Raw genomic sequence first — 23,368 nt, forward strand, 5'->3', positions numbered from 1 at the left:
TATTTTTATGAAAAAGAAAATTGAAGATTTACACAAAAACAAAAGATTTAGAATAAGTTATCAGGTCATTTTTATTTTTTTGGCAGTTTACAGTTTTACTACGACAATTTTAGATTTGCACGGTGATATTCATATTTTTGGAAATCGCCTTTTGGAGTTTATTGATATGTCAATTTATCTGATTTTTGCAATTGATTATTTTATTCGATTTACATTTTCAAAGGATAAATTAGATTTTATTGAAAATAATATTCCAGATTTGATTTCCATTATTCCGTATTACTCTATTTTCAGATTATTTAGAATTTTTAAAATAAGACGTTTTGCCAAAACTTTCAGACAATTAAAATTAACCAGAACCTATTTGATTATCAAAAGATTTCGAAAAAAAATAAAAAATTTTTTAAAATTAAACGGGTTGATTTATCTATTAATTTTTGCAGCATTAGGAATCGTTGTCTCAGCATTAATAGTTTCCTATGTTGAAAAATTATCATATTTCAATGGCTTATGGTGGGCATTTGTAACGGCAACTACTGTTGGCTATGGAGATGTCTATCCACACACATTTATTGGAAGAATAATCGCCATTTTTCTGATACTCATTGGAATGGGAACTTTTGGGATGATTACAGGAGCAATCACAAGCTATTTCTTGAATCGGCAAGCTGATTTAATCCCAGATGACAATTTAGATGAATATATCCTAAATTCCCAAAACTATACAGATACAGAGAAGCAGGAAATTATAACTTTTATACAATTTATAAGGAATAAAAGAAAAAAATAAATTACTCTTAAATTTTTTAATACAGGAAAAATAGTAAGTTTATTCAATCTTATTATTCTCCTGTATTTTCTATTATTAATTACTATGCTAGTTACTATGAACTTTTTTCCCTTTAATTCTCACATCTGAACTCAATGATTCCATCGTTATTTCCTTTTCCTTTCCAATAATATTTATCCTAGAAGCATAAAAATCAGCATCTCCAATCGACTCTATTCCCAAATAATTATTCGATGCAATAACCATATTCTGATTCGACTTATTTACAAAATTATCTGCATTTTCAACTATATTAGGCGATTCCACACTATATTTTTCAGCGGTCTTAACTTCAAAATTATTTAAATTTAAGTTAAAATTAAAATCACTCTGATTTACTTGAAAATTTCTTTTCGTATAATCGCTAAATCTCCCATTTCCTTTATTATTAATTGCCCATGACACTTTTGCAAACCGCTCGTCTTCATTTGGAAAATAAACCTCAACAGTATCATTTACTTCAGGAGTGCAAAAAAATCCAGTATTTGTCTGTGAATAAAAAGTCTGATAACTTAATGGAAATTTTTTTATCCCATAGTCATCATAAGCCCTGTCATTACTTTCAGAATCACTTCTTTCCTGAACAATTCTTTTCAATCCTTCTGAAAATTTAACTTCCATTTTTGCAATTCCGCCATCTTCAAATACCCGTTCAACATTAGCCTCAATTCTACACCCCCTAATTTTTTTATTATATTTCTTAAATACATGATAAGTTCCCATATCTGATGCTAAAAATTCACTTTTCAAAACAAAATTCTTCAAAAATATTTTAGTTTTTAATACAGAAAAACTTCTTTTATTTTCATCAGAATTTTCACTATTATTCTTATTTTTTCCGATATTTTCAGAAATTGAAATAGTATTTCCCAAATTTATTACTTTATTTGACTGCACTTTGTAATATAAATTTTTATAATCCCTTACAAGCGAATAATCTGAAAAATATCTATTTTCCTTCTTAATTTCTCCCATTTCCACCATTCCAAACAATATTATCCCCTGCTCAACTACAAACAGCCCAGTTTTCAGTTGACTAGCAAGTCTTACCAAGAATTCCCAGTCTGTTTCATCAAACTGGACAACAAGAGTTCCAATCTGTTTTTTTGCAATATCAGAATATTTTATTTCCAGTCTTTTCTCAGTATAATCTTTATTAATCTCATTGATTATATCTGAAAACATAAGATTTACATCTTGAAAAACCCTATACTTCTTCTCGTTTTTCCTATCAAAAATTATACTTTTAGAAAATGCTCTTATCAAAATTCTACAACCATAACTCCCATAATCTAATATTTCAAAATAATCAACTATCCCACAAAAAATTTTCTTTTTAACATTCTGATTTATCCCTGAAAGTTCAATTTCAATTTCAACATTTTCCTTCTCAATAATTTTTTCCAAACTCTTTCTTTGCTCATCATCCATCTCCAGTTGCACTTCCAACTTCTGATGTTCATTAATATTCTCATTTAACACAAATTCTCGAATTACAAAATTATCTAGATTTTTTCTGTCCAGTATAATTTTAATATTTTTCCCCTCATACATATTTTCCATATCTGTACTTTCTTTCCCCATTTTCCTCACCTCAATTTACCTTTTTTATATAATATTTAATAAAATATTAATATGTTTTTATTATACTATATTTTAAATACTTTTTCAATCTTTTTATAAATTTTTTCCATTTTAAAATTATTAATTTTAGTTTTAAAATATTCTCTAATAATTTGACTACACTAAAAAATAATAAAATTTAAATTATTTATTGAAAAATACCTTTTTTTATAATATAATAAACTTGTTCAAAAAACTCACAATTTATAAAATTTATCCAATAAATTATACAGCTACTGAACGAGTTTAATATTTAATCAGAAGAAAGGAAAAAATACCTATGTTTATAAATACTATGAAAACAGGTTTCTTAATGTTTGGATTAGTTTTTCTCTTTGTAGCAATTGGTGGTGCATTGGGAAATCAGCAAGGGGCACTAATTGGACTTATAATTGCTGGCGGTATGAGTTTTTACAGTTACTGGTTTAGCGATAAAATGGTTATCAGAGCTTATAATGGTCAAGAAGTTAATTCTCAAAATAATCCAAGACTCTATCATCTAATACAAAGATTGACAAAAAATGCTGATTTACCTATGCCAAAAATTTACATAATTCCGGAACGACAACCAAATGCCTTTGCAACTGGAAGAAATCCACAAAATGCAGCAGTTGCCTGTACAGCTGGACTGCTTGAATTAATGGATGATAACGAGCTAGCAGGTGTAATAGCTCATGAACTTGGACATATAAAACATCGAGATATTTTAATTAGTACAATCGCTGCTACATTTGCTGGAGCAATTGCAAATATTGCAAGATTTTTACCTTATGTATCAAGCGGGGACAATAGAAATGGCGAAAGAAGACGAAATAACGTCGCCACTGCAATGCTAGTATCACTTTTAGCCCCAATAGCCGCTTCTATAATTCAAATGTCTATTTCAAGAAAAAGAGAATATATGGCAGACAGAGCTGGAGCTGAGTTTTCAGGAAATCCCTTATATTTACGCAATGCACTCCAAAAATTGGAGAACTACAGTCATAGTATTCCAATGAATAGAGAAGATCCAGCAACAGCCCACATGTTTATTGTGAATCCATTTTCAAACCTTGGAAATCTGAAAAATTTATTTAGTACACATCCATCTACTGATGACAGGATAAGAGAGCTTGAAAAAATGGCAAGAGAAAAAAATTTATTATAACTTAATGGAACTTTTTATTTTACTTGAGAATTTATTATAAGTATGATAAAATATATAAAAGTTATCAAATATATATGGAGAATAAGATATGATTAATACTTTTACATTTTTAACCCTACTATTACTTTTTGTACGTATTTATTCACTTGTTTCACTTTTATTCCTAAGTGAAAAACGAGTGCAGTTTGCAGAAAGGATAACTGTATTTATACTTTTATTTGAAGTTTTGACTATATTTTTATATACTTTTTTTAATTCATTCCGTTATCTACTACCGCCAGTTTTAATGTTGCTAAAGACTCAAAAATTTTTTATTCTGAAAAATTTTTCAGTAACACTTCTAATATATTCTATTTTAAATCTGGCATTAGCTTTCACATTTGGAAGTCAAAACATCTTCAAATTTATAAATAGATTTTTAGTAGGAATAATTTTATTAACAAATATTATTTATGGTTTTATGTTAATAATATAAATTTATAAAAAAATAGGTAGCTTAATTTTTGTAGTAAAAGTTACCTATTTTTATTATTAATTTAAAATTATCCTTCTTGTTTTTCAAGAATCATATTTACTTCTTCAATAATCATATCTGGATTTAAACCATGAACTGCAATTCCTTCTCCCAAAGTTTCTGCACTTGAAATAATACATCCAACACATCCAAGTCCATATCTCATTAATACTTGAGCAATAATCGGATATTTTTCCACAGCTTCCATTATATTCATATCTTTTGTGACTTTTTCCATAGTTATTTCCTCCCATTTGAAATTTTATTTTATATTTTTAATATTAAATCCTTTAAAATAAAACTAAAGTTTAAATGTAAACTAAATATTATATTTTTAGAATTTGGTTTTAAAGTAACCTATATCAAACCTCATAAAATAGTCAACAATATTTTATTTATTTAACAACCGCAAAAGATTTTGATTTTATCAAGAAAAATTATTATATTTACTATTTAAATGAGAAATAATAATACCACTCTATAAGTATAACAAATTAAATCGTTTCAGTCAACTTTTATAAACAAATATTTTTTTAATCAAATAATACTTATAATTTTTAGAAAAAAAGATTGAACTAGAATTATTATAAATAACGACTCCAATTCAATCTAAATTTATAAATTTATTTCAATAATTTATTCTTACTTATTTTGCAGCTTCATATTTTTTAGATACTGCATCCCAGTTTATAACGTTAAAGAAAGCTGTAATATAATCTGGACGTCTATTTTGATAATTCAAGTAATATGCATGTTCCCATACGTCTATTCCTAAAATTGGAGTTCCTTCTGAACATCCACAAGCTGTTACACCTGGCATTAGTGGATTATCTTGATTTGCTGTTGAAGTTACTTTTAATTTTCCATCTTTGTTTACAACAAGCCAAGCCCATCCTGAACCAAATCTAGTTGCAGCCGCTTTTGAAAATTCTTCTTTAAATTTGTCAAAACTTCCAAATGCTTCATTTATTTTTTCGGCTAATTCACCTTTTGGTTCTCCACCTGCATTAGGTCCCATTACTTCAAAATATAAATTATGGTTATAAAAACCTCCACCATTATTTCTAACAGCTCCACGTATATTTTCTGGCAATGCATCTAAATTTGTTAAAATTTCTTCTATTGATTTTTCCAAAAATTGTGGTGCATTATCTTTTAATGTGCTATTCAAATTATTAGTATAAGCTGCATGGTGCTTTCCATAATGGATTTCCATTGTTTTTGTATCAATACTTGGCTCCAATGCATCAAATCCATAAGGTAATTCTATTTGTTTAAACATTTTTATCACTCCTAATCTATTATTTGAATGTATTTTATCACATTATTTTTATAAAATCAATAAAAATTTATATTTTTTATGAATTTGTTATTATTACAATTATGAATAAACTGATAAACTAATTAAAATATTCATTATTATCTATTTTTTTATTTATTCTTTTATGATATATCCAACACTTCTTACAGTTTTTATAATTTTTTGATCATGTCCCTTATCTATCTTTGATCTCAAGAAATTAACATACACATCTACAATATTACTTTCTGAAACAAAGTCTATATCCCAAATTTTTTCAGAAATCATAGTTCTAGTAAGAACTCTATTTTTATTTCTCAAAAAATATTCCAATAATAAAAATTCTTTATTTGTTAGTTCTATTTCTTTTCCATCACGTTTAACCTCCCTATTTGCAGGATTTAATGTTAAATCGTAAGCTGTCAAAATTCCCATTTCATCTTCAGTAAGCCGTTTATTCAAAATTCTCACTATTGCTCTAAATTTAGCCGAAAGTTCTTCTAATCTAAAATCATTGTAAACATAGTCATCTATTCCCTTTAATAGGGCTTCGGTTTTCGCATATCTGTCATCTTGTTCGATTGCCATTAGAATATAGCTTTGTTTTTTATATCTTGTTATTCTTTCTATTGCCAATGGAAAATCTTCAATTGAATTAATATCTAAAAAAGAAATATCAAGAGTTTCTGTTTTTAGAGCATCAAGCATTTGTTCCTCATTTTCTGCCAATATAACATTAAAACTCAATTCTTTCAATAACTGTCCCACTACCATTCTGGTCTTTTCATTTTTGTTAAATACTAATACTTTCATTTTTCTATTGTATAATAAATATATTACGACTTAAATACATTTAAAATACCTCTCCTTTCACACTTATTTTCTTACTTCTCATTTTCTTTTTCTGTTTTTTCAATTACTTTTGTAATTATATCATTCATTCTTCTTGCTGCTAGAGAATCGTTTGAAATAAATGGTAACCCATTATCACTAGATTCCACAATATTTCCATCTAATGGTATTGAGCCTAGAAAGTCTGTTTTTTTCTCTTGAGCCATTTTTTCGGCACCACCTTTTTTAAAGATATTAACTTCTTTTTGACAGTCAGGGCAAATAAAACCACTCATATTTTCGATTACACCAAGCACATCCAAGTTAATCAATCTAGCAAAATTTATTGAGCGTGTAGAATCCAGCAAGGAAACCTTTTGCGGTGTTGTAACAATAATTGCTTTTGAATCAGTTCCTATATTCTGAGCAATGCCTAATGTTTCATCACCTGTTCCTGGTGGCAGATCAACTATTAAGTAATCAATCTCTCCCCATTTAATTCCTTCCAACATTTCCATTATCGCCGTAATTTTTTGCGGTCCCTTCCATACAACTGGTGAATTATCAGGAACAAAAAAACTTAATGATGATATATGCAAATTTTCTGTTATTTCCAATGGCTTGGAAATTTTTGAAAGTTTTACTCCTTCTTTTCCAAACATAATCGGAATATTAGGTCCGTGCAAATCTGCATCAAGAATACCAACTTTGTATCCTCGCAACGACAAACCAAAGGCTAAATTAACAGATGTAGTTGTTTTCCCAACTCCACCTTTTCCACTCATCACTACTATTTTATGTTTAATCTTGGACATATTGGAATCAATTCTTTGCTTCCGTTCAGCTAAAGCCGGATTAGTTTGCATTTATTCCTCCTATTCTAAAAATATTATAATTTTATTTAACTTCCCTACTTTAATTAAATCATAAACTTAGAAAAAATACAAGCAATTTTTTACATTTTTTTCAAAAAAAATTAATTTTTTTATTACAATAAATAAATTATATTTAAAATTTTTTTTATTAAAAAATATACTAGACTAATTTATATCTTTTTTATATAATATACATAAGTTTGATTATTAAAATTAATAAATAGAAAGGAACAATTAATTATGAATATTTATTTAAAGGAAAACATAAAAAGATTAATGCTCTTTTTAATCCTAACTCTTGCACTTGTATGTAAGACAAAGCCAGAAGATAAATACTTCTGGTATACTCCACACGAAGTTATTTCAAACGTTGACAAACTTCAGCCAGGAGATATTCTCATTTTATCTAAAAAACCGACGTTACGTTCAATGTGGGGACATGCCGCCGTTCTTAATGAACACAAAAAAATAATTGAATTTCCAACATATTCTGCTGGTTACAGCGAAAGTCCAATATATGCCTGGGAAAACATTGATAGAAAAATTGCTATTTTTAGATTAAAAGGAATAGACGATAAATTTAAATCTGCATTATTTAAAGAAATTGATGAAACTGTAACTAAACCTTATGGACTAACATTTACCAAGGACTTTGACAAAAGACTTTATTGCTCACAATTTGTATATTTGGTATTTAAAAAAGCAGGAAAAAGAGTTGGACGTAAAGTAGATCTAGATTCCAATGGCGGTGGATGGGTTATGCCATTTGACATAATGGATTCCCCTTTACTTGAAAACATATCTATTTATACTCAATAAATATTTCTGATGAATAAATTTATAAAAAAACTGTCTCGTATAATTTATCTTATTTTTTTATAAAATAAATATTACTTGACAGCTTTTTATTTTTTATAAATAATTCGTACTTTCAAAAAATTTTTATTAACATTCGCAAAAAATATAATCATTTTAACAAAAAATAATATTAAATTTGAAAATTAGGAGCTTTCCCCAATGTTGTTAAATCATAAGGAGTCCCTTGATAAACATGATGATTTATCCAATTTGAAAATAGTAAATTTGCATGAGCTCTCCAAACAAAAAGTGGTGCTTTACTTGTATCATCATTTGGATAATAGTTATAAGGAACTTTTATGGCTTTCCCTAATTTTACATCTCTCTCATACTCCTTTGCCAGTGTCATTCTATCATATTCCAAATGTCCCATAATAAAAATATTACGTTTATCTCGACTACGCACAATACTTACCCCAGCCTCTTTAGAATTGGCAATAATTTCCAATTCAGGAATTTTTTCTATATCCTTTGCATGAACTTTTGTATGCCGTGATTGTGGCATATTAAACACTTCATCAAATCCACGTAATAACATTGTATGACAAATATCAATTTTTAGAGGATAAATTCCAAAAAGTTTTTCCTTTAACGGATATTTTTTTATTCCATAATGATAATAAAGTGCCGCCTGCGCTCCCCAGCAAATACACATTGTAGAATAAACATGAGTTCTACTCCATTCCATAACTTCTGTTAATTCCTTCCAGTAAATAACCTCTTCAAAAGGCATATTTTCAACAGGTGCTCCTGTTATTATAAGCCCATCAAAATAATCATTTTTTATATCATTGAAGGTCTTATAAAAATTTGACATATGTTCTTTTGATATATTTTTAGATACGTAGGATGCCATTTTCAAAAAAGTTACTTCAATTTGAAGCGGAGTGTTACTCAAAAGCCTTAATAACTGTGTCTCTGTTTCAATTTTTGTAGGCATAAGATTTATTATTATAAACTTTAAAGGTCGAATATCTTGTGACAATGCCCTTCTTTCATCCATTACAAAAATATTCTCCTTTGCTAAAATATCTACAGCCGGTAAGTTATTTGGTATTTTTATAGGCATTGCATATTCTCCTTTCATAAATTTTTTTGTTCTCTCAAATTAAATCTTTAATTAAATCAGATTTTTAATTTCCTCTAATTGCTAACGGCATTGTAAAATACAACGATTTATCATTATCTTCATCTTTTACAATTACTGAACTTTTATCATTTAACAGTTCTAAAACAGTAACTTTTCCTTCAATTGTAGAAATATAGTCAAGTAAAAATTTAACATTTAATGAAATTCTCAAATCTTCACCCTCTTGAATTGTTACAATTTCTTCTTTTATCTGTGCATTTTCACTTGTCCCTGTAAGCAATAGCTTATTGTTTGAAAAAAGAAATATTCCGCCATTTTTAGATTCTTTATTATCCCTAACAAATATAGCTGTTCTCTTTAATACTGATAAGAAATCCTTTGTATTTAATAATATTTTTTTATTATGTTGAGAATTATTCAAAATTGATTTATAATCTGGAAATTGTAAATCAATTGTACGAGTTAATATCTCTACACTTGAAAATTTGAAAAATACTTTTGAACCATCTGATTTTAACGTGATCTTTTCTTCATCTATTAATCTCATAATTTTTACTAATCCATCAATTGTCTTTAATGGAATACTTAAACTAAGGTTTTCCTTATTTTTTTGAGAATCTTCCAAATCCTCTTCAATGTATGTTAATCTATATGTATCAGATGAAATAAGTTTTAATTTATTTTCTTCAATTTCCACTCTAATACAGTTTACAGCAAGGTTTTCTGGATTTGGAGAAGCTGATATTTTTACATTTTCGATATTACTTAATAGTTTTCCTTTTTCAAACACATATTCAACTCCGTTCTCAAGTTTTGACTGAACTGGAAAATTTTCTACATTATATAATGAAAATTCAGTATTTGTTGAACCTGCTTGGATTATTAATTTACCATTTTCCTCAATTAAAGTTATTTTATCATCAGAAATCTGTTTTAAAAATTCTTCAATTAATTTATGTTTTATAACAATTTTTCCATCTTCTTTCACTTGTGCTTCTATTTCTGTATTTATAGAAAGTTCCAAATCTGTTCCTCGTAAAATTGCCTTCTCACCTTGAGTTTCAATATAAATTCCAGAAAGAACTTCTCTTATTTTATTTTCAGTTACTGCATTTTCAACTATAGTCATAGCTCTTAATAATGATTTTCTATCTACAATTATATGTAACATATGTTCACCTCTTTTTTATAATATATCCTTATATTCTTCTAAATGTTCCTTTAATTTCGTTATAGCCTTTTTCTCAATTTGTCTAACTCTTTCACGTGTAATTCCCATCTGTTCGCCAATTTCCTTTAATGTATGGATTTTATTGTCATATAATCCATAACGATATTCAAGGATCAGTCTTTCACGCTCATTTAAAACTTTTTCAAGCAATTCCTTCATCTCAACAAGCTGATCCTCTTTTATTATTTTATCCTCAACATCATCATTTTTTCCTATAACATCCTCTAGATAAATATTATCGCCTATTGTTTCATTTAATGACATTATATCCTGAAATTCACCTAAAAGCAATATAACTTTGCTTTCCTTTAAATCAACTTTTTTTGCAATATATTCTGTTGATGGAGCTTCACCATGAATGGCAGTATAATTTTTTATGACTTTATTTACTTTTGATAATTGCTCATATTTATAAGACGGTATTCTAATATCCCTTCCAATATTGATAATTGCCTTTTTAATTGACTGTTTTATCCACCATACTGCATATGTGCTAAACCTATGCCCTTTTTCATAATCAAATTTATTTATAGCCTTTATCAATCCAATATTCCCTTCGCTAATTAAATCAATTAGAGGCAATCCGTTCCCAAGAGATTTTTTAGCTGTACTTATTACCAGTCTTAAATTTGATAAAATTAGTAATTGCCTTGCCTGTTCGTCATTATCTTCCCTAATTCGTTTTAACAGTTCGTATTCTTCTTCCTTTGAGAGTAAATCAAATTTTTGAATATCACTTAAATATAACGACATTAAGTTTAAGTTGTTATCTTCCATTACCTCACTCCAGTTTTATTTTATATATATTTCTTAATTTAAAAATTCTGACTTCAAGTCTCTGCTCATAAATGTAGATTCCAGTTCTGAAACTGGCTTTCCACCATAAATTACTTCATAAAGTGCTGTAAAAATAGGTGCTTTCAAGTCATTTTCCTTTATAATTTTATAAAGAGCCTTTATTGTTTCTGCACCTTCTGATACCATATTCATGTGTGAAACTATATCTTCAATTTTTTGACCTTGCCCCAGCTTTTCCCCAACATATCTATTTCTACTATGTTTGCTTGTACAAGTTACAATAATATCTCCAAGTCCTGACAATCCCATAAATGTTTTAGGATTAGCATTATAAAATTTTGCAATTTCAAACATTTCATTAATTCCACGAGTTATAAGAGCGGCTTTTGTATTATCTCCATAACCCATTCCATCGGCAATTCCCGCTGCGATTGCAAGACAATTCTTTAATGCACCTGCGAGTTCAGCTCCCATAAGATCCGTTCCTGTATAAACTCTAAAATAAAGATTGCTAAATGTAGTCTGCACAATTTTTGCAGCCTCTTCATCCTTAGACACAGAAAGTATCGCAGATGGCAATTTTTGTGCCACTTCTTCAGCATGTGTCGGTCCAGCTAGTAAAACATAGCTATATTCCTTATTTTCCAGTTCTTCAGCCACAATTTCAGAGATTCTTTTTTTTGTAGTAATTTCTAAACCTTTTGCAACATTTACCAGTATTATATTATAATTTAAGAAATTTTTCAATCTTTTTAAAATATTTCTTAAAAATTGCGTTGGAGTTGCTAATAATAAAATATCAATTTTTCCGTATTTTTTAGGGTTTTTTAATATTTCTCCATAATCATCCACAACATTAAGACTATCAGGTAATTTTATATTTGGCAGGAATTTAGGATTTTCCTTTGTGTCACGAATAACTTTTCTAACTTCCTCATTATGTTCCCACAAATATACTTTATGTCCATTTTCTACTAGCAGTTTTGAAAGGCAAGTTCCCCAGCTTCCACCACCAATAACCAATATATTTTTCATTATTATCCCTTCCTTTCACAATATATAAATATCCTAAAGAATTTAAATATTTTTATTTACAATTATATTTTTATAAATTTTTTATTTTTTACTTTTCAAATTAAACTTAGATTCTGTCCCATTTCTTAATCTTTCAATATTGCTTTTATGCTTTGCAACAATTAAAATTGCTATTAAAATTCCTAAAATAACATATATTATTTGCTGATACAAAAAATATGTAAAAATAGGAAGCGATATAGCTGCAAAAATTGAAGAAAGTGAAACATATCTAAAAATAGCAAAAACCACAAAAAATACAATTGCTGCAAACAATATAGCCTTTGGAACTAAAACTAAAAATACTCCTAGTGTTGTTGCAACAGCTTTTCCACCTTTAAAATTCATAAAAATAGAAAATACATGTCCTAAAATCGCACAAATTCCAACCAACACATAATCAAAATTTTCAATTTTTGTTAAATTTTCAAAAAAATCTACTTTTAGTAAAATTGCAATTAATGTTGGAACTAATCCTTTAGATATATCCAAGATTAACGTCAGAATTCCTAATTTTGCCCCTAAAACACGTGCAGCATTTGTAGAGCCTGTGTTTTTACTTCCGTGCTGACGTACATCTATTCCTTTAAAGACTTTCCCTATCCAAAGTGCATTTGGCACACTTCCTAAAATATATGAAAGTGCCATTAATAAAATCGTAATCATTTCTCATTCCTTTTTTTATTTAATAAATTATTTATTATTTTTATCTGTTTTCTCATACTCTGTAGATTCTATCTTTTTAGATTCCAATAAATGACTTTGATTTTCAATCATTTTGTCAAAAAATTTTTTTTCTCTGTATAAAAATACTAGAAGTATCAAAAAGAACAGAAAATCCGTAAACGGTTGCGCAAGCCATACACCATCCAGTTTCCATATATTTGAAAAAACTATGACAACTGCTAGAAATATAACAACTTGCCGCATTAAATTCATTGTAACCGAGTATTTTGAACGTCCAGTCGCCTGAAAATAATTTGGCACAGTTATTCCAAAAGATGAAATTATTACAAGTGAAAAATAAATTCTAATAGCTTTTATTCCTTCCCTTAAAGCTTCAGGCGTACTCTTTTCATTAAAAAATAAAATCAATTGTTTTGGTAAAAGCATTACAATTACCCAAAATGCAAAAGATAATATAGCTCCTGCACCTATAGCAGTCATTAAAGATTTTTTGACCCTTGTAAAATTTTTTGCACCATAATTAAATCCAATTATTGGCTGAACAGCTTGGGAAACTGCATAAACACTCATTGTCATAATTGGCAAATAGGAATTTATAATTGTCATAACTGCCACACCATAAGTCCCTCCATAAATATCTACAATTTTATTTGTTACAAGTCCAACTCCTGAACTTGCAGCTTGCAGTAAAAACGGCGACATTCCAATTGAAAAAATATCCTTTACTATTTTGGGATCTAATTTTAATTTTGAAAATCTTATTGCAATAACACTTTCCTCTTCTAATTTAAACCCAAACATATCAATTTTAAAGGGAAGTTTCCCAACGATTAAAAACCACAATACAAATACTGCAGATAACACATTCCCAATTAAAGTCGCATAAGCAGTTCCTTCAATTCCAGTGTGGATAATCATTACAGCCACATAATCTAAAATAATATTTACAACCGCCCCAATTAACATTGAAAACATTGCAACTCGTGGTGCTCCAGCTGCATTTAATATATTTGAAAGCCCAAATGAATAAAATAACGGTAAAATTGCCAGTAATATTATTTCAAGATAAGCCCTTGCATAAGGCAACGTTTCATTGTTAGCACCAGAATACCGTAAAACTGTGTCAATATTCAATATTAAAAATGCATATAATAAAAGTCCTAAAATTGCAAATAACGTTATAGCATTTCCCAATATTTTTTTTGCTTCTCCCTTTTTCCCCTGTCCAAGCCTAATTGAAATAATCGTTCCAGCTCCAACTCCGATGAACATTGAAAAAGCAATAATTAACATAACAATATAAAAGGCAATTCCCGCACCTGCAAGCGCCTTTTCACTAATTTTCCCAACAAAGAATCTATCAACAATGTTGTAAAGAACAACTGCCGCAGATCCAATAAGTGTCGGTATGAAATATTTTACAAATAATTTCAAGATAGAACCCTTTAACAGTTCTTCACGTTTTTTTTCCATATTTTTTCCTTTTTATAAAGTCAATTTTTATTTTTTTAACAAATAATTGGCAATTTTTTTCAAAACTCCAAAATTACCCAACTTCTCTCTTTCCTTTTTTAACTCTAAAACAATATTTTTTTTATTTTTTTCTATAATTCCCATTTCTTTAAGCAATTTTTCCTCAGAAAAATCCTCCTGCAGCAATTCCTTAAAAATTTCCTTATCAGCATTTAAATTAGTTAGAGTTATATATTTTATTTTTACTATATGCCGTGCAATAAAGGCATTAATCGCCGAAGTCTTGTAAACCACTATTACAGGCAATCCCGTAAGAGAAATTTCAAATGTTACTGTCCCTGAAGTCGCTATCGCATATTTACAGTCTTTTCTTATATTTTTTATTTCATCAAAAGTTATTTCTAAATTTGGAATTTTCAAAACATCAATTTTATATTTTTCTTTAAAATCACGAATATATTTTTTATGCTCTTCATTTGCCAATTTCATTAAAAATTTTTCATTCTTAACCTTTTCGTTTCTAATTAATTTCACAATTATCGGCAAAAATTTCTCAATTTCCTGTCTTCTGCTTCCAGGCAGTAGCAATATTTTTTTCCCCAATTTATCTGAAAAATCATATTTATCAACAAACGGATTTCCAAAATATTCTACTTTTAACCCTTTTGATTTATCTTTCCTCAAACTCTCATCATAATATTCTTTCTCAAACGGAAAAATTACAATAACATCATCAAATTTTCGTAATTTTTTTATTCTTCCTTTTCCCCAAGCCCAGACTTTAGGCGGAATATAATAAATCATTCTCAGATTTTGCAGTTCTTTTTTCAAAATTTTCTTTTTCAGCAATTCAAAAAATTTTAAATTAAATCCACCAAAATCAACGAATATAACAGTTTCTACTTCATTTTCCCTAATAAACTGCAAATATTCACGTGCCTTTTTCGTAAAATACCTATACTTTTTCAAAGCTTCCACAAATCCCATAACATCATTATTCTTAATATGATTTACAGCCTTGACCCCAGCTTTTATAGACTTATCTCCAACTACACCAAAAAATTCAATATTTTCATCTTTTTTTCTCATTTCCTCTACAATGTACGAAGCGTGTAAATCTCCTGACATTTCACCACAGGAAATAAAAATTTTTTTCTTTTTTTTTAAATTTAATGAATCATTATTATTTTTCATTTTTTTAGCCTTTTATATTTTTTTATTTTGATAAGAATTTAAAATTCTTTACTGAATAATTTATTTCTATTTTAGAATTTATTTTATATTTATAAAATATCTTCTTAATAAATATAAATTTTAAATTTTAATTCCCTTTATAAAGATTTTGTTTTTATTTGCAAAATTAATAACTTCCTCTTTATCAATAAACAGCATTTTATCAGCTTCTATTACAATTCCACAAGCATTTATTTCTGCAACTTTTTTTATTGTTTCCAGTCCAATCGTTGGAACATCTATCCGATAATCTTGATTTCGCCTTGCCATTTTTACAACAATACAATTTTTTCCAGCTAATTCTCCACCACGTAAAATCGTCTTATCAGTCCCTTCCACACCTTCTAGTGCAATAACTGATTCATCCTTCACGACAACTGTCTGCCCCGCATCAATGTCAGTTAGCATTCGTGCAGCTTCTATCCCAATTTCTATTGTCTTTTCCTCATTTTTATTTGGAGAAATTTTTGTATAAACTTCATTTCTAGCAATATATTCGTCTAACAAATAATTTTGGGGCAAAACTTCGATATTTTCAGATTCAATGTAATTAATTATTGCCTTTAAAATATTTTTATCCTTTTTATTTTTTGTAGATAACAATATTTTAGTTGCTGTCAGATCAAATTTTAGATTTGAAAAAATCAGATTTTTTTCAACTTTTCCAAGCATTATTAACTGAGTTATTCCATTTTTCTTAAAATATGAAATTATTTTTCCAACTTGAGCCACGCTATACTTTACAGAATTTTTATGTTTCTTTACATCATCTTCCACACTTTCAAATAGATAAACTGAAAATGGCTCAATACCCTTCAACGTACATTGATTTAAAAATAATTCTGGCAATTTTCCATTTCCAGCGATTAAACCTACTTTTTTCATTGTCATCTTTTATTTTTTCCTTTTTTATTTTTTTCTAAAAAAATATTTATATTAAAAAATTAACTCAAAATAAAACATAGATTATTTTGAGAAATTTTATATTTTAAATCTTTTATACAAATTTTTAACATTCAATTTTGTAATTACAGTAATTATGTAGTTAAATTACTTTAAAACTGAACTTCAAAGTTATAACTATTTACTCAAATCCCAATTTATCTAATTCTATTTATTTAGATTGTATTGTTTTTTCTAAGAGCTCAAGTATATCATCTCAAAGTTCTTTTACCTTGTAATACCTCTTTTACTTTTTCGTATAAAATTAATAAGGTTTTGAGCTTCCTCATATTGTCCGTAATCACGTTCTACAGTTTGAAGTGCTTTTTCTAATTTTAATTTTTTCTTGAATATAATTTTATATAGTTCTCTCAATCTTTTTATCTGCTCTTCCGAAAAACCTCTACGTTGAAGTCCTACAATATTGATATATACAGCTCTTGCCTTATTCCCTTCAGACAGCATATAAGGAACAACATCCTGATTTACAGCCGAACACCCACCTATCATTGCATGTCGTCCAACTCTTGTAAACTGATGTACAGCAGTAAGTCCACCTACAACCGCATAATCTTCCACTTCCACATGCCCAGCAAAAGTCGCAGCATTTGCTAATACACAATTATCTCCAATTATACAATCGTGTGCAATATGAACATAAGCCATCACAAGTGTATTATTTCCAATTCTTGTTTCATATTTGTCAATAGTTCCACGATGAATTGTAACAAATTCACGAATTTTATTGTTATTTCCGATAACAACTCTAGTTTTTTCCCCTGCGAACTTTAAATCCTGTGGCTCCTTACCAATTGATGCAAAAGAAAAAATATAATTATTTTCACCAATAATTGTTTCACCCTCAATTACAACATGTGATTCTACAATAGTTCCATTACCAATTGTAACCTCTGGACCTATAATCGAGTAAGCTCCTATTTTTACATTTTCTCCAAGTTTAGCATTTGGATCAACAATTGCCGTTGGATGTATATTATTTAAACTCATAAATTAATACCTCTCGTCTTTTATTTGTCTTTACATATCAGTTACAGCGAATTTCAATTCACCTTCGCTTACCACAGCTCCATCAACTAAACATTTTCCTTTAGCTACAATAATATTTCTTCTCACACTTAATTTTTCCACTTCGAGTCTTAATTGATCACCAGGCACAACAGGCTTTCTGAATTTACATTTGTCAATTGACATAAATAAAGGTATTTTCCCAGGTTCTAACATAAGCAGTCCAACTGCTTGTGCAAGCGCTTCCATTTGTAATACCCCTGGCATAACAGGTTTTCCAGGAAAATGTCCTTGAAAAAATTCCTCATTCATTGTCAAATTTTTAATTGCAACCAAACTATCTGTCCCATTTTTTTCTATCACTCTATCCACCAATAAAAATGGGTATCTATGTGGCAATATTTTCATAATATCCTCTACATTCATAATTGTTTCATTTGTTGCCATATTTTTCATTCCTCCTGAATTTATATTTTTATTTATTTTAATTTTTTACTCAAAATTAAATCTAGTTTAATTTTAATCTTTTTGGTAAAATTTCAAATTTTATATTTACATTATATTTGATTTTTTTACAAATTACAAGTGTTTTTTATATTTTTTATAAATATTTTTTTGCAATCATTCCAGTTAATTGGGAATTTACAAAATGTCCAGCTTTTATTGCAATAATATGAGATTTTATCGGAGTTCCCAAAACATATAAATCTCCAATTATATCAAGGATCTTATGTCTAACAAATTCATCAGGATATCTTAACCCTTCTGGATTTAACGGTCCATCAGCTCCAACTACTACTGCGTTTTCCAAACTTCCTCCTAGTGCCAAATTATTCTTTTTAAGAAAATCTATTTCATAATCAAAGGCAAAAGTTCTACATTTTGCAATATTTTCCACATAATTTTCAAAATTTACTTCTAATTCATAATATTGTGATTTCAAAAAGCTATGATTGAAATCAATCGTATAAGATATTTTAAATCCATCATAAGGCAATGCCATTACATATTTTCCAGCTTTCTCATCTGAAAAAATAACAGGCTCTTTAATCACAACAGGTTCTATTTCCTCATCCAATTCTGAAGTTCCTGCACTTTCAATTTTTTCCACAAACTGAATCGAACTTCCATCCAAAATTGGCATCTCATTCCCTTCAATCTCCACAAAAATATCAGTAATCCCACAAACCGAAAGTGCCGACATAAAATGTTCAATTGTATGAAGTTTTACCCCATCTTCATTTTGGATATTAGTCCCTCTTTCCAAATCAAATAAATTTTTATAAGCAACTTTTATGATATTATTTTTATCAGTAACATCCATTCTTTTAAAAACAATCCCAGTTTCTTGATTCACAGGTTTTAATTTCATTTTTATTTCTTTTCCCTTATGAAGCCCAATTCCAAAGATTTCAATTATATTTTTAATAGTTTTTCTTTTCATTTTATACTTCCTCCATTTCTTATAAATTTAGTTTATTTTTTATTTATAGCATTTCTTTTTAACCATATATTTGTATTATATCATAAAACTAAGTGTTTTTCCTTTTATTCTTTATAGAATAATATTTTTTTTGCTTGGTAACTAAATATAAAATCTAAAGAAAAATTAAAAGGATTAACTCCTGCTTTATACAGAAATCAATCCTTATTGATTAGTTAATTTTCATATTCAACTTTTTGAAATTTTTTCAAAAAATTATTATTTCAAGATGTTTTTTTATATTTTTTTACCAAATTTTTATTCTATCTTCAGGAGCCTTATACATTTTATCCCCTGGTTTTGTTTCAAATACTTTATGGAATGCATCTATATTTTCCAAAGTTCCATTTACACGGAATATATTTGGTGAATGTGAATCTGTTTTTGCTAAATTCTTTAAATATTCTGGTGTTGATTTTTGGCGCCACATTCTTGCAAAACTTAAAAAGAATAATTTATTTATTGTATCTGGGTAGGCTTTTGAAGAATTTGGATGATCCTTCAAATATAATTGTAATGCATCATAAGCGACATTTAATCCTCCAAGGTCTGCAATATTCTCTGTTAATGTGTATTTCCCATTAACATAAACTCCATCTCCAACTGTATATTTTGAAAATTGATTTTCCAATTTTTTTGTAGCCATGTCAAATTTTGCCTTATCTTCAGCAGTCCACCAGTTTTTGACATTTCCATCACCATCATACTCAGCACCAGAAACATCAAATGCATGAGTAAGCTCATGCCCAATAACTGATCCTATTGCTCCAAAATTACTTGCTACTTCCAATTTACTATAGTCATAGAATGGATACTGTAAAATTCCTGCTGGAAACACAATTTCATTACTAGTTGGAGAATAATAGGCATTTATTGTATGAGGAGACATATACCACTCTGTCTTATCTACTGGTTTTCCAACCTTTTTAAGCTCTTCGTTATAACCCCATTCGCTGATTCCTTTTAACTGATCATACAACGAGTCATTACTTGATATTGTCATTTTGCTGTAGTCTTTCCATTTATCAGGGTATCCTATTTTAACATTTACTTTTGCCAACTTTTCAAGAGCCTTTTTCTTAGTTGCAGCACTCATCCAATCTAATTTTTCAATTCTGTTCTTCATTGCTTTTTTTATGTAATCAACCATTTCTTTCGCATTTTTTTTTGCTTCTGGTGAAAAATTTCTTTGAATATAAATTTTACCAATTATTTCCCCAAGACTTCCATCGGTAAAGTTTAATGCTCTTTTTTCAAGTGTTTCTCTTTCTTTTTGTCCATTCAAATATTTCCCAAAAAATTCAAAACTTCTTGCACCAAGTTCATCATTCAAAACTCCTGCAGCTGAACTAATTAAATTATATCTCATATAATCTTTAATTATGTCGATATTCTCATCATTTACAAAATTATCCAAATTTTTATAATAATTCAATTCTGTTATTATTACTTTATCAGTCTTTACATTCAACTGTTTTAAATATTGAGCTAAATCCACATTTTTAGACAATGTCCCCAAATCACTTACTTTTACTGGATTATTATATTTTTTTACATCATGACGCTCTTCATTTGTCATTAACGTATTTGCAATTTTCTTTTCAAAAGCAACTATTTTTTTAGCTCTTTCAAGCGTATTGTCTTCTCCCAAGTATTTCAACATATCACTGACGTATTTTGTATATTCCTCCAATATTGCCCTATTTTCCTTAGTATCCTTCTGGTAATAGTCTCTTGACAACCCAATTCCTGCACTTCCTAAATATACCGCATTATTTTTAGAATTATTAAGATCTGTTCCTACTCCCCATCCATAAAATTCAGAACTTCCATATTTTGTAACTTCCACATTATATTTTTTTAAATCTTCAATATTTTGAATTCCATTTATTTTTTCCAAATCCTTTTGAATAGGCGACAACCCTTCTTCATTTCTTTTTTTCATATCAGAATAACTGTCATAAAGTGTTAATACTTTTTTTTCATCCGCAGTCAATGAAGCCTTTTTACTTTTTAATTCCTTTATCAAATTACGTAAAAAATCCTGATTTTTTTCATTAAGTTCATAGAATGATCCCCAAGCTGGCTTCGTACTTGGAATTTGTGTCTTCTTATCCCAATTTTCATTTACATATTTGTAAAAATCATCTTGAGCCTTAGATTTAGTACTTAAATCGTCGAACAGCTCCTTATCCTTTTCCTTCAAAAGTTTTGCCTGTTGCTTTTCATAGAAATCCCAAAATCCCGATCTTTGTTGAACAGGCTTTGTTGTCAAATTTCCATTATTTTGATTTACTTTTTCCAATGAAAGTTTACTATTGTCAACATTCTCATTTTCCGCATAAATTAAATTAATACTAGCTAAAAATAGCGAAACTATAAGTAATTTTTTCATTTTTTATCCATTTCTTTATTTAAAAAGAAACTTATCCTTTCTTTTTTATTTTTATATTATTTTATTCTAACTCCTTTTAAAAAAATAAAAATAATATTTTAAAGAAGTTTGGATATATTATACATTTTTCTTAAATTTATTTCAACAAATTTATACAAAAAATAAATTTTTTTATTTTAAATTTATTTTTCGAATAATAAATATTAAAAAAATAGCCTTAAATTAAATTTAAAGCCATTTTTGTTTTGATCATCCTAAAATTAAAATGCTGGAATTACTCTACCATCATATTTTTCTTCAATATATTTTTTAACTTTTTCACTTTGCAATGCCTTTACAAGTTTTTTCACTCTTTCATCATTTTGATTTTCTTTTAAAACAGTAACAACATTTACGTAAGGTGAATCTTTACCTTCTATCAAGATAATCTCGTTTTTTGTAACTTTTGCATCAATCGCAAAGTTTGAATTTATAATTGCTCCTGCAACTTCACTTAATCTTGGTGCAATTTGTTCATTTGATAATGTTTCAATTTTAATATTTTTTGGATTTTTTATAATATCTGCTGGTGTAGAATCTAATTTTGTGTTGTCTTTTAATTTTATAATTCCAGCTTTATCAAGTAAAATTAATGCACGTCCTCCATTTGTTGGATCATTTGGAATAATTAAAGTATCTCCATTTTTCAATTCATTAACATTTTTTATTTTTTTAGAATACAATGCCATTGGTTCTAAGTGAATATTTCCAACTGCTACCATATCAATATGATTTTTCTTACCAAAATCTTCCATATACGGAACATGTTGGAAAAAATTTGCATCTATACTTTTATCTGCAAGTGCCTTATTTGGCTGGACGTAATCATTAAATTCAACTACTTCCAGTTCGATACCTTCTTTTTTCAAATCATCCTTTACCAAATTTAATAATTCAGCATGCGGGATAGGTGTTGCTCCTACGATTAATTTTTCAGTTTTTGCAGCTCCACTTTGACTGCTAGTTGATTCCTTATTTTCATTTTTATTTCCGCAAGCTACTAAAAATAACGCTATTGCTAATAATAATGATAATATTTTTCTCATAAATACCTCCAAAAATTTTTATTTATAATTTATTTTACAACTGTTTTTACTAAAATACTGGAATAATTACATCTTTATATTTTTCTTCAATATATTTTTTTACTTTTTCACTTTGTAATGCCTTTAATAATTTTTGAATTTTAGGGTCATTTTCATTGCCTTTCAATGTTGCAAGGACATTTGCATATGGAGAGTCCTTATCTTCTTTCAAAAGTCCATCATCTTTATAAGACAATCCAGCATTCAATGCAAAACTGCTATTTACAATCGACGCTGCCACTTCAGGCAATCTTGGTGGCAACTGTTCAGCTGAAAGTTCTTCAAACTTGATATTTTTTGGATTGCTTACAATATCCTTCAATGTTGCTTCCGTATTTTTATTATCATTTAATTTTATAATCCCACCTTTATCAAGTAAAATTAGTGCACGTGCTAAGTTTGTCGGATCGTTTGGCAATAAAATAGTATCTCCATTTTTCAATTCATTAATACTTTTAATCTTTTTAGAATAAAGTGCAAGTGTTGGTAAATAAACCTTTCCAACTGCTACCATTTCAAATCCATTTTTCTTACTAAAATTTTCCATATATGGAATATGTTGAAAGAGGTTCGCATCAACTTCCTTTGATTGCAACACTTTATTTGGCTGAACATAATCATTAAATTCGACTACCTCCAATTCAATTCCCTGTTTTTTTAAATCATCTTTTACAACATTCAAAATTTCTCCCGCTGGAACAGGCGTAGCTGCTACCTTTAATTTTTGAACTTTTTTATTTTCAGCATCTTTTGCAGATTTATCAGAATTTCCACAAGCTACAAAAAATAATGCCACAACCAAAACTAATAAAATTTTTTTCATAAAATCATCTCC

22 protein-coding genes are annotated in these 23,368 nt (G+C 28.1%); 3 read left to right on the forward strand and 19 right to left on the reverse strand.

Going from position 1 to position 23,368, the window contains the following annotated elements; all coding sequences use genetic code 11:
* Positions 1–7: 7 nt before the first annotated feature.
* Entirely contained in the window at positions 8–790 is a 783-nt protein-coding gene (locus tag FVE73_RS06575) for a potassium channel family protein (protein ID WP_018497762.1), read from the forward strand.
* An 87-nt stretch (positions 791–877) separates the two neighbouring features.
* Here FVE73_RS06575 and FVE73_RS06580 read toward each other — a convergent pair whose 3' ends face one another.
* Positions 878–2,413, reverse strand: coding sequence for a contractile injection system protein, VgrG/Pvc8 family (locus FVE73_RS06580; RefSeq protein WP_018497761.1), 1,536 nt, complete (start codon positions 2,411–2,413; stop codon positions 878–880).
* A gap of 319 nt (positions 2,414–2,732) precedes the next feature.
* On the opposite strand from FVE73_RS06580, the gene htpX reads away from it, so the two are divergent.
* Positions 2,733–3,599, forward strand: a complete 867-nt coding sequence (htpX, locus tag FVE73_RS06585) for a zinc metalloprotease HtpX (RefSeq protein WP_018497760.1) — start codon at positions 2,733–2,735, stop codon at positions 3,597–3,599.
* A gap of 542 nt (positions 3,600–4,141) precedes the next feature.
* On the opposite strand, the gene FVE73_RS06590 is transcribed toward htpX, so the two are convergent.
* The 4 genes from FVE73_RS06590 to FVE73_RS06605 all read right to left on the reverse strand — a co-directional run bounded on the left by FVE73_RS06590 (position 4,142) and on the right by FVE73_RS06605 (position 7,110).
* A complete protein-coding gene (locus FVE73_RS06590) occupies positions 4,142–4,351 on the reverse strand; it encodes a DUF1858 domain-containing protein (RefSeq protein ID WP_018497758.1) in 210 nt (69 codons plus the stop codon).
* 408 nt (positions 4,352–4,759) lie between these two features.
* On the reverse strand, positions 4,760–5,395 hold the full coding sequence (locus tag FVE73_RS06595; protein WP_018497757.1) for a superoxide dismutase: 636 nt from the start codon (positions 5,393–5,395) through the stop codon (positions 4,760–4,762).
* A 153-nt stretch (positions 5,396–5,548) separates the two neighbouring features.
* Positions 5,549–6,226 carry a response regulator transcription factor gene (locus FVE73_RS06600; RefSeq protein WP_021745500.1) on the reverse strand — a complete coding sequence of 226 codons (678 nt, stop codon included), beginning with the start codon at positions 6,224–6,226 and terminating at the stop codon, positions 5,549–5,551.
* A gap of 71 nt (positions 6,227–6,297) precedes the next feature.
* On the reverse strand, positions 6,298–7,110 hold the full coding sequence (locus FVE73_RS06605; protein WP_018497755.1) for an Mrp/NBP35 family ATP-binding protein: 813 nt from the start codon (positions 7,108–7,110) through the stop codon (positions 6,298–6,300).
* A gap of 249 nt (positions 7,111–7,359) precedes the next feature.
* On the opposite strand from FVE73_RS06605, the gene FVE73_RS06610 reads away from it, so the two are divergent.
* A complete protein-coding gene (locus FVE73_RS06610; protein WP_018497754.1) occupies positions 7,360–7,938 on the forward strand; it encodes a YiiX/YebB-like N1pC/P60 family cysteine hydrolase in 579 nt (192 codons plus the stop codon).
* 169 nt (positions 7,939–8,107) lie between these two features.
* Here the strand turns inward: FVE73_RS06610 and metA are convergent, their stop codons facing one another.
* The 14 genes from metA to FVE73_RS06680 form a co-directional block, all read right to left on the reverse strand.
* Positions 8,108–9,046, reverse strand: coding sequence for a homoserine O-acetyltransferase MetA (metA, locus tag FVE73_RS06615; RefSeq protein ID WP_036059220.1), 939 nt, complete (start codon positions 9,044–9,046; stop codon positions 8,108–8,110).
* A 64-nt stretch (positions 9,047–9,110) separates the two neighbouring features.
* Positions 9,111–10,238, reverse strand: a complete 1,128-nt coding sequence (gene dnaN / locus FVE73_RS06620; protein ID WP_018497752.1) for a DNA polymerase III subunit beta — start codon at positions 10,236–10,238, stop codon at positions 9,111–9,113.
* Positions 10,239–10,253: 15 nt separating this feature from the next.
* Complete coding sequence (locus FVE73_RS06625) at positions 10,254–11,075, reverse strand: sigma-70 family RNA polymerase sigma factor (protein WP_018497751.1); 822 nt, start codon at positions 11,073–11,075, stop codon at positions 10,254–10,256.
* A gap of 33 nt (positions 11,076–11,108) precedes the next feature.
* Positions 11,109–12,131 (reverse strand): NAD(P)H-dependent glycerol-3-phosphate dehydrogenase, encoded by a 1,023-nt coding sequence (locus FVE73_RS06630; protein WP_018497750.1) that lies wholly within the window; start codon positions 12,129–12,131, stop codon positions 11,109–11,111.
* 81 nt (positions 12,132–12,212) lie between these two features.
* On the reverse strand, positions 12,213–12,836 hold the full coding sequence (plsY, locus tag FVE73_RS06635) for a glycerol-3-phosphate 1-O-acyltransferase PlsY (RefSeq protein WP_018497749.1): 624 nt from the start codon (positions 12,834–12,836) through the stop codon (positions 12,213–12,215).
* A gap of 27 nt (positions 12,837–12,863) precedes the next feature.
* Positions 12,864–14,330 (reverse strand): MATE family efflux transporter, encoded by a 1,467-nt coding sequence (locus tag FVE73_RS06640; RefSeq protein ID WP_018497748.1) that lies wholly within the window; start codon positions 14,328–14,330, stop codon positions 12,864–12,866.
* Between the two features lie 27 nt (positions 14,331–14,357).
* Positions 14,358–15,524 (reverse strand): lipid-A-disaccharide synthase, encoded by a 1,167-nt coding sequence (gene lpxB / locus FVE73_RS06645; RefSeq protein WP_018497747.1) that lies wholly within the window; start codon positions 15,522–15,524, stop codon positions 14,358–14,360.
* 120 nt (positions 15,525–15,644) lie between these two features.
* Positions 15,645–16,454: an LpxI family protein gene (locus FVE73_RS06650; protein ID WP_018497746.1), complete on the reverse strand. Its 810-nt coding sequence runs from the start codon at positions 16,452–16,454 to the stop codon at positions 15,645–15,647.
* 279 nt (positions 16,455–16,733) lie between these two features.
* A complete protein-coding gene (lpxA, locus tag FVE73_RS06655) occupies positions 16,734–17,513 on the reverse strand; it encodes an acyl-ACP--UDP-N-acetylglucosamine O-acyltransferase (protein WP_018497745.1) in 780 nt (259 codons plus the stop codon).
* A gap of 30 nt (positions 17,514–17,543) precedes the next feature.
* Positions 17,544–17,978: a 3-hydroxyacyl-ACP dehydratase FabZ gene (gene fabZ, locus FVE73_RS06660; RefSeq protein ID WP_018497744.1), complete on the reverse strand. Its 435-nt coding sequence runs from the start codon at positions 17,976–17,978 to the stop codon at positions 17,544–17,546.
* Positions 17,979–18,132: 154 nt separating this feature from the next.
* Positions 18,133–18,975 (reverse strand): UDP-3-O-acyl-N-acetylglucosamine deacetylase, encoded by an 843-nt coding sequence (gene lpxC / locus FVE73_RS06665; protein ID WP_018497743.1) that lies wholly within the window; start codon positions 18,973–18,975, stop codon positions 18,133–18,135.
* 286 nt (positions 18,976–19,261) lie between these two features.
* Positions 19,262–21,409, reverse strand: coding sequence for a M13 family metallopeptidase (locus tag FVE73_RS06670; RefSeq protein WP_018497742.1), 2,148 nt, complete (start codon positions 21,407–21,409; stop codon positions 19,262–19,264).
* Positions 21,410–21,669: 260 nt separating this feature from the next.
* Positions 21,670–22,494 (reverse strand): MetQ/NlpA family ABC transporter substrate-binding protein, encoded by an 825-nt coding sequence (locus FVE73_RS06675; RefSeq protein WP_018497741.1) that lies wholly within the window; start codon positions 22,492–22,494, stop codon positions 21,670–21,672.
* Positions 22,495–22,543: 49 nt separating this feature from the next.
* The gene (locus tag FVE73_RS06680) at positions 22,544–23,356 is read right to left on the reverse strand and encodes a MetQ/NlpA family ABC transporter substrate-binding protein (protein WP_018497740.1); all 813 of its coding nucleotides are present in this window, start codon (positions 23,354–23,356) and stop codon (positions 22,544–22,546) included.
* Between the last annotated feature and the right edge of the window lie 12 nt (positions 23,357–23,368).

Source organism: Leptotrichia wadei (assembly GCF_007990545.2).
In the GTDB taxonomy this organism is placed as follows: domain Bacteria; phylum Fusobacteriota; class Fusobacteriia; order Fusobacteriales; family Leptotrichiaceae; genus Leptotrichia; species Leptotrichia wadei.

Excerpts from the sequence above, each read along its gene's own strand:
- FVE73_RS06575 (WP_018497762.1), top strand. The coding sequence starts at position 8 with ATGAAAAAGAAAATTGAAGATTTACACAAAAACAAAAGATTTAGAATA.
- FVE73_RS06580 (WP_018497761.1), bottom strand. The coding sequence starts at position 2,413 with ATGGGGAAAGAAAGTACAGATATGGAAAATATGTATGAGGGGAAAAAT.
- htpX (WP_018497760.1), top strand. The coding sequence starts at position 2,733 with ATGTTTATAAATACTATGAAAACAGGTTTCTTAATGTTTGGATTAGTT.
- FVE73_RS06590 (WP_018497758.1), bottom strand. The coding sequence starts at position 4,351 with ATGGAAAAAGTCACAAAAGATATGAATATAATGGAAGCTGTGGAAAAA.
- FVE73_RS06595 (WP_018497757.1), bottom strand. The coding sequence starts at position 5,395 with ATGTTTAAACAAATAGAATTACCTTATGGATTTGATGCATTGGAGCCA.
- FVE73_RS06600 (WP_021745500.1), bottom strand. The coding sequence starts at position 6,226 with ATGAAAGTATTAGTATTTAACAAAAATGAAAAGACCAGAATGGTAGTG.
- FVE73_RS06605 (WP_018497755.1), bottom strand. The coding sequence starts at position 7,110 with ATGCAAACTAATCCGGCTTTAGCTGAACGGAAGCAAAGAATTGATTCC.
- FVE73_RS06610 (WP_018497754.1), top strand. The coding sequence starts at position 7,360 with ATGAATATTTATTTAAAGGAAAACATAAAAAGATTAATGCTCTTTTTA.
- metA (WP_036059220.1), bottom strand. The coding sequence starts at position 9,046 with ATGCCTATAAAAATACCAAATAACTTACCGGCTGTAGATATTTTAGCA.
- dnaN (WP_018497752.1), bottom strand. The coding sequence starts at position 10,238 with ATGTTACATATAATTGTAGATAGAAAATCATTATTAAGAGCTATGACT.
- FVE73_RS06625 (WP_018497751.1), bottom strand. The coding sequence starts at position 11,075 with ATGGAAGATAACAACTTAAACTTAATGTCGTTATATTTAAGTGATATT.
- FVE73_RS06630 (WP_018497750.1), bottom strand. The coding sequence starts at position 12,131 with ATGAAAAATATATTGGTTATTGGTGGTGGAAGCTGGGGAACTTGCCTT.
- plsY (WP_018497749.1), bottom strand. The coding sequence starts at position 12,836 with ATGATTACGATTTTATTAATGGCACTTTCATATATTTTAGGAAGTGTG.
- FVE73_RS06640 (WP_018497748.1), bottom strand. The coding sequence starts at position 14,330 with ATGGAAAAAAAACGTGAAGAACTGTTAAAGGGTTCTATCTTGAAATTA.
- lpxB (WP_018497747.1), bottom strand. The coding sequence starts at position 15,524 with ATGAAAAATAATAATGATTCATTAAATTTAAAAAAAAAGAAAAAAATT.
- FVE73_RS06650 (WP_018497746.1), bottom strand. The coding sequence starts at position 16,454 with ATGACAATGAAAAAAGTAGGTTTAATCGCTGGAAATGGAAAATTGCCA.
- lpxA (WP_018497745.1), bottom strand. The coding sequence starts at position 17,513 with ATGAGTTTAAATAATATACATCCAACGGCAATTGTTGATCCAAATGCT.
- fabZ (WP_018497744.1), bottom strand. The coding sequence starts at position 17,978 with ATGGCAACAAATGAAACAATTATGAATGTAGAGGATATTATGAAAATA.
- lpxC (WP_018497743.1), bottom strand. The coding sequence starts at position 18,975 with ATGAAAAGAAAAACTATTAAAAATATAATTGAAATCTTTGGAATTGGG.
- FVE73_RS06670 (WP_018497742.1), bottom strand. The coding sequence starts at position 21,409 with ATGAAAAAATTACTTATAGTTTCGCTATTTTTAGCTAGTATTAATTTA.
- FVE73_RS06675 (WP_018497741.1), bottom strand. The coding sequence starts at position 22,494 with ATGAGAAAAATATTATCATTATTATTAGCAATAGCGTTATTTTTAGTA.
- FVE73_RS06680 (WP_018497740.1), bottom strand. The coding sequence starts at position 23,356 with ATGAAAAAAATTTTATTAGTTTTGGTTGTGGCATTATTTTTTGTAGCT.